The sequence below is a fragment of the Agathobaculum sp. TL06 genome, assembly GCF_054658635.1.
In genome coordinates this window covers 1-7139 of record NZ_BAAGGY010000046.1, presented here as the reverse complement: position 1 = coordinate 7139, position 7139 = coordinate 1, and the positions used below count along the sequence as shown (strand labels likewise).

Genomic DNA, 7139 nt, shown 5'->3' with positions numbered 1-7139 from the left:
CACTACAAGCATGTCAGGCAAACCGTGGAGATCCACTACACCGATATTGGTGTGGTTGGTTCCCTAAATGCCGCAAAAAGCGCATAAGAGAGGCAGGTATTGCTGCCGCAATACCTGCCTTCCCTTAATTTTTGAAGATACCCTTGTGAGGCCGCGCCTAAGCGCCCGCGTTTATTCGTTATTCTTCCGCCGGAAGCGCTGCCAGCATTTGCTGTGCTTTCTTCGTCGGCCAGAGCCAGTCCCGTCCCTTTTCAATCGTCTGCTCCAAATAGGCCCGCGCCATATTGGTTTCTCCCTGTGACAGATAGACGCGCGCCAGCAGCAGGCTGGTATTCACCCGAAAAAGCGCGGTGGTACCGTTGCGGACCAGCTCACGCAGGTATGCGTCATCCTGGCAAACGCCGGTCAGCGCGTCATAATGGCACTGCAGGATACGCACATTCTCCGCATAGCGCTTCTGTGCCGCCTCATCCTGCCGCTCCAGCAGTTCGCGCATCTTGTCCAGGCATTCCTTGCCCTTTTCCGCGTTTTCCATCCGGAAATGAATCAAGCCCTTGTTATTGAGCATCAGCAGCGCCGCGCTGAGGCGTTCGCTTTCCTCCGTAACAACCGGCGCGCCGTCCAGCAGGGCAAGCGCCTGATCGAATTCCCCGATCGCGGCATGGCCGTCCGCCAGGTAGGCCCGAACCGTGACTTCGAGCGCAGGCGTCTTTTTCGCACGGGGCAGAAGCTTTTCAAACTTTTCCAGAAAGCGCTCAGGCTCAAGGTTCTGGTACAGCCAGGCGAGCCGGTTCTGCAGGGCGCTCACCCCGTAGGACAGCGCCAGGATGTACAAAATCACAAAGCCGATCACCAGAACAGCCAGCGCCAGCCAGAACGATATGCCCCGTTTTACCATATAGCCCGCCGCCGCCAGCAGCGCAATACCGCCGACCGCCGGCAGAAGCATGTACTGCGGGAACAGCTTGACCAATTTCACCATAATGTAATCACTCCTAAACTCAACAGTTCTATTATACCGGTACCATGTTCAAATCGCAAGCCTTTTCATGCCTGTTTGCGACAATAACCCGTTAAAAAAGGCGGTGCAGCCGCAGCCGCCCGCCCTTTTGCAAGCATCTTCCCGTCCTACAAGGCAATATGGTGTGTTTTCCAGGGAGAATCCGGCTGACGGGAAGAAACCGGTCCCGTGCTGTCGCGCACGATCAACTTGGCTTCCACGTCGATCACCCGTTCCTCCGGCGTCGGCTCCCCTTCGATCAGGTCCATCAGCAGGTTTACGCTGATCCGGCCTTTTTCCTCAATCTGCTGGCTGACCGTGGTCAGGCTTGGCGTCACCTGCTCCGACATTTGGATATTGTCAAACCCGACAACCGAAATGTCCTGCGGAATCCGCATCCCGCGGTCGTGGATGGCATCCAGCACACCAATCGCCATATAATCGGACGCAACGAACAGTGCCGAAACATCCGGAAATTCGTTTAAGATTTGATTGGCGATCTGATAGCCCGAATCAATGGAGTTATACCCCTCGCGCACCATGCCGGGCAGGACCGCGTTCCCCTGCCGCGCCATACCGTCCAGATAAGCCCGGCGGCGTTCCTCGCTCGACGGCAGGAAGTGCGGGCCGTTGATAAAAGCGATCCGCCTGTGTCCCAGCCCGAATAAATGCTGCATCGCGCTCAGCGCGCCCATATAGTTATCGATGCAGACCTGATAGACCTGCTGCGACGCGGGCGATTTCCCGATCAGCACCAGCGGCACATGATGCTCCAGCAGCTCGTTGATATACGGCGTATGCTCATAAAGCGGACTGATGAGCAAAAGGCCGTCCACCCTTTTCTGCAGCACCGCGTCAAAGGCTTCTTTCATGTCCCGACAGCAGAGCATCAACGCATAGTACCCCCGCTTCGTCATCGCTTTGAGAATGCCGCGCTGAATCTCCATATAGTACTGGTTCTGAAAAACGTAATCGATATCGTGCGGCACAACCACGCCGATCGTTCGGCTGCGCCGCTGCGACATGCTGCGCGCGTAAGCATTCGGCTGAAACTGATGCTCGCGTATCACGCGGAGCACACGCTCTTTTGTTCCCGGCAATACATCTGATTTATTATTCAGTACGCGAGAAACCGTTGATTTGGAAACGCCCGCCTCTTTGGCGATTTCCGTGATCGTCATATTTTTCTTCAAGACCACTATCTCCTTTTCCCCGCTTCTCTCTCAATATAATTATACAGGCTTCACAAGAACCGATCAATATATGATTCCCTGCCGCGGATATTTTCGTCAAATTCGCTCTGTTTTGTCATTATATTTTGTGCATATTCTATATATTTTCTCCATTCTGCCGCAACTGCTACTTCCTTTTTTGATAAAAATGCGGTATACTATTCCCATATTATCTTTGGAGACAAAAGAGGGCTTTCCATTGAAAGAATACCACATCACATCCAATGACAGCGGGCAGCGCCTGAACAAATTCCTTGGCAAAACGGTTCCCCTGCTTTCCGGCGGGCAGATGCATAAATACCTGCGCCTCAAGCGCATCAAGATCAATGGGAAGCGTACTGAGGCCGGCTACAAGCTCACAGAGGGCGACGTGGTGCAGCTTTACCTGAACGACAGCTACTTTGACGCACCGCAGGAGGAGGATGCCTACCGGCATATTTCGCACCCCCGCGTCCGTGTGGTCTATGAGGACGGTCATATCCTCCTTGCTGATAAGGCGCCCGGTATGGTGGTGCATGCGGACGAGCGCGGCGGCACGGATACGCTAATCGCCCATATTCAGGCCTATCTGTATCAGTCCGGCGCCTGGGAGCCGTCCGCCGCCGCATCCTTCGCCCCCGCGCTGTGCAACCGTATTGACCGCAACACCGGCGGCATTGTAATTGCCGCGAAAACGGCCGAGGCGCTGCGCATCCTGAACGACAAGATCAAATCCCGCGAACTGGAGAAACGCTATCTGTGCGTCGTTCACGGCCGTCCACAGCCGTCCGAAGGGCTGATCGAAAACTACCTGCGCCGCGACGAGACGCGCAAGCAGGTCACCCTGCACAGCACACGCGTCCCCGGGGCCAAAACCGCCCGCACCCGTTACCGGACGCTCGCTTCCAGCGGCCGCCTTTCCCTTGTCGAATGCGAGCTGCTCACCGGCCGCACCCATCAGATTCGGGCGCATATGGCCTCGATCGGCTGTCCGCTGTTAGGCGATGGCAAATACGGCGTAAACGAACGCAACCGTCCTTACGGCGAATCCGGCCAGGCACTGTACGCCTATTCGCTGTCCTTCCATTTCCAAACGGACGCCGGCGCGCTTTCCTATCTGGATGGGAAAACCTTTACCGTGCAGGACGTCCCTTTCGTCCAAAAATATTTCCCCGAATACCACCTATAGCAAAGCAGCAGCCCGCAGGCTGCTGCTTTGTTTTTTAATCGAAAATATTTTCCTTATACGTTCCGTCCTCAATGGCCTGCACCGTCGCATCTGACAGGCTACTGTAAACCATGCCGGGCTCCAGCGTGATGCCCTTGACCGCGGCCAGCTCGGAAACCGTAACGAACGCATACGTTTTGTCCGTGCGGCTCTGCAGCTCGTCAATCGCCGCCAGCACGCCTGGCAGGGTACCCTGCCAGATATCGTGCATCAGCACGATATCGCCGTCCTCGACCTCGTTGACGATATGGTCCTTCACACTCTCCGGATCGGTCTTGGTGCTCCAATCCAGCGTATCGACGCTCCAGTTGATGATCGGCAGGCCGAGCGCTTTCATCTGCTCCTTGACTGTATCGTTGACGCCGCCGCCGACCGGACGCATGACCGTCGGTTTTTGGCCGGTATACGATTCGATCAATTCGCTGTTGGACTCCACCTCGTCGCGTACGGTCGCCGCGTCCAGATGCGTCAGGCGGCTCATCGGATGCGTCATGGTGTGGTTGCCCAGCTCATGCCCATTTGCAAGGTACTGCTCCATATGGCTGTGGAAGTCCTTGATACGGTAGCCGCACATGAAGAATGTCGCATGAACATTGCGCTTTTTCAGCTCCTCCAGAAGCGTTGCCGTGTAACCGTTCGGATAGGTGTCCGTAGCGCCGGTCGGCCCGTCGTCAAAGGTCAGGGCAACATATACGTCGGCCTCTGGGATATCCCCGCCGACCGCGTCGGTCAGCGCGCTTTTCATGGTATCGAGATAGGCCTTCTGGCTGTCAAAGCCCTCCAGCGAGCCTTGTGTGAACGCAAAGGTACCCTCTTCATCCGCAAGGTCGGTATAGCTTCTGCCGACCAGCGCCGCAAACAGGGGTGCTGAAACATAGAAACGCCCATTTTCATCCGTATGGACCTTGATTTCGTCCCCCTTCACGCGGTCCCCGCCGACCTTGGTCTTGGCGTTGTCCCGCACGGTGGACTGAATCCCGTCATAGTTGACCGTCCATTCGGCGCTCCCGTCGAACTCCGCGGTCCCGCCCAGCGTCGTGATCGCGGCCTTGAGCGGAACATAGCGCAGCCCATCCTGCTCGATCACGGCGGCGCCCAGCCGTTCCCCGTCCTGCACCATCTGTGCGGACTGCCCGCCCCGCACAAGCTTATCTGAGCCGACACGCATCAGTATGCTGGTTTGCTGCAGCGTCTGCCGCGACGGGCCAAGCTTTTCCAAAGCCTTCTCCGCGATCTCGTTCAGCTTATCCTCTTTCAGCTCTTTTTTGGATTTCGTGAGTACGACCAGGTCCCCCTGTCCGCTTCCCAAATCATTTACCTGCAGGGACAACGCCTGGCAGAACTCCTTTGCCGGAACATATGCGGTCCCATCCGACAGGCGCGGCGCTATGGCCATGGTCTGCGCCGCCTCGTTCACGCGCAGCGATGTGCTGTCAACCTGCGCCTGCACCGTCAGCTTATTATCACCGACTGTGATCGTTTTGGTGGCCTGGTCCCAGGTGAGGGAAAAGTCAAGATTGTCGCAGACCGGTTTGACCGGAACATACGCATTCCCGTTCTGATCCCGAAACGGCGCCGCGCTACCCAGATCGACCACATCATCGCCCAGCAGCGCCTTGCCGTTATCCATCTGAAGCACCAGTTGATTCTGGCTTCCTCCAAAAACCGCGCCGGAAATCCCTTTCACAATATGAAACGCGACAGGGATCGCAATGACGATCACCAGAATCAATGCAATCAGCACACCCCAGTGACTATTCCGGCGGCGGCGTCTATGACGGCGGTATCGAGACCGGTACGCCGTTTGATAAGACATGCCTCATTCATTCCTTCCTACCTAATATTAATTGCTACATACTACCAATACCGTATTATAACACATAACCCATGCAAAAACAGTTACAGTATCGTTACTATTCGCCTTTTTTCGACAGCACCGCGTCGGTTAAGAGCTGTACGCCCACTCCAAGCAGATGCGGTCCCACATACGCGCCCAGGGTACAGTCGATCTCGCCCTCCATGAAATTTTCAAAATCAGGCAGGCTTTTCTGCGCCAGGCTGCGGATCACCTTCAATTCCTCCGGCGCATCCCCATGCGCGACAGCCAAATTGAAACGCGCGCCGCGCAGCACCAGGGCTGTGGCCATCCGCACCATCTGATCGACCGCAGCTTTTCTCCCGCGGATCTTCGCCACATTGACCAGTTGCCCGTCAGGCGCAAAAGAGAGGATCGGCTTGATTTGCAGCATTGTCCCCGCAACCGCCGTGATCTTGCCTACTCTGCCGCCTTTCTGCAGATATTCCAGCGTATCGACGCAAAAGAAAACATGCGTTGCCCGCATCAACGGCGGGATGGCCCGCAGCAGCTCCGGCCAGGTCCAGCCCTCCTCGATCCAGCGGGCCGCCTGCAGGACGGTCATACCTGTGCCAAGCGAACCGCTCAACGTATCAAAGGCGGCAACTTCCAGGCCCACGGTCTGCTCGCCGATCAGCCGGATCAGATTATGCGTCCCGCTGAGGCCGCTTGAAAAATTAATCGCGAGAACCTTCGTATAGCCCGCCTGCCGGATGCGCTCCAAGGTATCCGACACCTGCCCCCCATCGGGCAGCGTCGTTTTCGGAATCTCCTTTTTGAGCCGGCGATACACCTCCGCAGCGCTGATATCCACGCCATCGGCATACTCCCCATCAGAAAAGATGAGCTTGAGCGGCACGACAAAAATATCGTATTTGCGGATATCCGCCTGCGGAATATCCGCACAGGAGTCGGTGAGCAAAGCGATCTTCTGTTGATTCATAACTCCTCCTGCTTAAAGCTCCTCGCCCGCGCTCCAATTAATCAGGTGCGGCGAAACTGTCTTTTTGCGCTCCTGCGGCGGGACGACCTTCACGCCGAAAAAATCATACCATTGGCCGCAAGCGTCGCACTGCCAGGCGGTCGCTTCGGTTTCATCCATAATATAGATCTCGTTGCCACATTCACAGGTCAAAATCGTCATACAGGATACCCCTTTCGATATCATGTCCTCAAAATATTGTATATAGTATATCACACTTCAAATACGAGGTCATCCTCAGTATTGCAAAATAAGAAAGCCCCGCTGCACAAGGCAGCAGGGCTTTTGGAGCTGTTGATCAGAGTTGAACTGACGACCTCATCCTTACCAAGGATGCACTCTACCTACTGAGCTACAACAGCATAATACAAAACGGCGATCAAACAGTCGCCGTTTTGTAATGGCGACCCGGATGGGACTTGAACCCACGGCCTCCAGCGTGACAGGCTGGCGCTCTAACCAACTGAGCTACCGGGCCAGATATAAAATTTGGTGGGCCTTCGGGGACTCGAACCCGGGACCGACCGGTTATGAGCCGGTTGCTCTAACCAACTGAGCTAAAGGCCCATATCAACATGGAGTGATAGCACTTTGCCGCCACGTATTATGGTGGCGGCAAAGCCTTATCAAGTGGCTCCTCAAGTTGGACTCGAACCAACGACCCTGCGGTTAACAGCCGCATGCTCTACCAACTGAGCTATTGAGGAATATCAAGCGAATCCGGTAAGGGATTCGCTGATGTGCGCATCGAGTTATCTTTCCAGGCCGTCGCCAGCCAAGTATTGTCACCGTAAATGAGCTTAACTACTGTGTTCGGAATGGGAACAGGTGTACCCTCATCACCATAGATACGCACTATATCG

Annotated in this window: 6 protein-coding genes, 4 tRNA genes and 1 rRNA gene; 1 reads left to right on the top strand and 10 read right to left on the bottom strand. The window is 55.6% G+C overall.

Annotated elements, in window-relative coordinates; translation table 11 throughout:
• Nucleotides 1-178: 178 nt before the first annotated feature.
• Both ACYQ3S_RS15370 and ACYQ3S_RS15365 read right to left on the bottom strand, forming a co-directional pair.
• Nucleotides 179-982 (bottom strand): hypothetical protein, encoded by an 804-nt coding sequence (locus ACYQ3S_RS15370; RefSeq protein ID WP_459690233.1) that lies wholly within the window; start codon nucleotides 980-982, stop codon nucleotides 179-181.
• 146 nt (nucleotides 983-1128) lie between these two features.
• The gene (locus tag ACYQ3S_RS15365; RefSeq protein ID WP_459690232.1) at nucleotides 1129-2193 is read right to left on the bottom strand and encodes a LacI family DNA-binding transcriptional regulator; all 1065 of its coding nucleotides are present in this window, start codon (nucleotides 2191-2193) and stop codon (nucleotides 1129-1131) included.
• Nucleotides 2194-2431: 238 nt separating this feature from the next.
• Here ACYQ3S_RS15365 and ACYQ3S_RS15360 point away from each other — a divergent pair, with 238 nt between their 5' ends.
• On the top strand, nucleotides 2432-3400 hold the full coding sequence (locus tag ACYQ3S_RS15360) for an RluA family pseudouridine synthase (RefSeq protein ID WP_459690231.1): 969 nt from the start codon (nucleotides 2432-2434) through the stop codon (nucleotides 3398-3400).
• 34 nt (nucleotides 3401-3434) lie between these two features.
• Here the strand turns inward: ACYQ3S_RS15360 and ACYQ3S_RS15355 are convergent, their stop codons facing one another.
• The 8 genes from ACYQ3S_RS15355 to rrf form a co-directional block, all read right to left on the bottom strand.
• Nucleotides 3435-5255 carry a polysaccharide deacetylase family protein gene (locus tag ACYQ3S_RS15355; protein WP_459690230.1) on the bottom strand — a complete coding sequence of 607 codons (1821 nt, stop codon included), beginning with the start codon at nucleotides 5253-5255 and terminating at the stop codon, nucleotides 3435-3437.
• 97 nt (nucleotides 5256-5352) lie between these two features.
• Nucleotides 5353-6237 carry a DegV family protein gene (locus ACYQ3S_RS15350; protein ID WP_459690228.1) on the bottom strand — a complete coding sequence of 295 codons (885 nt, stop codon included), beginning with the start codon at nucleotides 6235-6237 and terminating at the stop codon, nucleotides 5353-5355.
• Nucleotides 6238-6249: 12 nt separating this feature from the next.
• Entirely contained in the window at nucleotides 6250-6438 is a 189-nt protein-coding gene (locus ACYQ3S_RS15345) for a hypothetical protein (RefSeq protein WP_459690227.1), read from the bottom strand.
• Nucleotides 6439-6562: 124 nt separating this feature from the next.
• Nucleotides 6563-6638 (bottom strand) — tRNA-Thr (locus tag ACYQ3S_RS15340).
• Between the two features lie 39 nt (nucleotides 6639-6677).
• Nucleotides 6678-6754, bottom strand: a tRNA-Asp gene (locus ACYQ3S_RS15335).
• A 12-nt stretch (nucleotides 6755-6766) separates the two neighbouring features.
• Nucleotides 6767-6843 (bottom strand) — tRNA-Ile (locus ACYQ3S_RS15330).
• Between the two features lie 64 nt (nucleotides 6844-6907).
• Nucleotides 6908-6983, bottom strand: a tRNA-Asn gene (locus tag ACYQ3S_RS15325).
• 32 nt (nucleotides 6984-7015) lie between these two features.
• Nucleotides 7016-7132: ribosomal RNA gene (gene rrf / locus ACYQ3S_RS15320) — 5S ribosomal RNA — on the bottom strand.
• Between the last annotated feature and the right edge of the window lie 7 nt (nucleotides 7133-7139).

Excerpts from the sequence above, each read along its gene's own strand:
- ACYQ3S_RS15370 (WP_459690233.1), bottom strand. The coding sequence starts at position 982 with ATGGTGAAATTGGTCAAGCTGTTCCCGCAGTACATGCTTCTGCCGGCG.
- ACYQ3S_RS15355 (WP_459690230.1), bottom strand. The coding sequence starts at position 5,255 with ATGTCTTATCAAACGGCGTACCGGTCTCGATACCGCCGTCATAGACGC.
- ACYQ3S_RS15350 (WP_459690228.1), bottom strand. The coding sequence starts at position 6,237 with ATGAATCAACAGAAGATCGCTTTGCTCACCGACTCCTGTGCGGATATT.
- ACYQ3S_RS15345 (WP_459690227.1), bottom strand. The coding sequence starts at position 6,438 with ATGACGATTTTGACCTGTGAATGTGGCAACGAGATCTATATTATGGAT.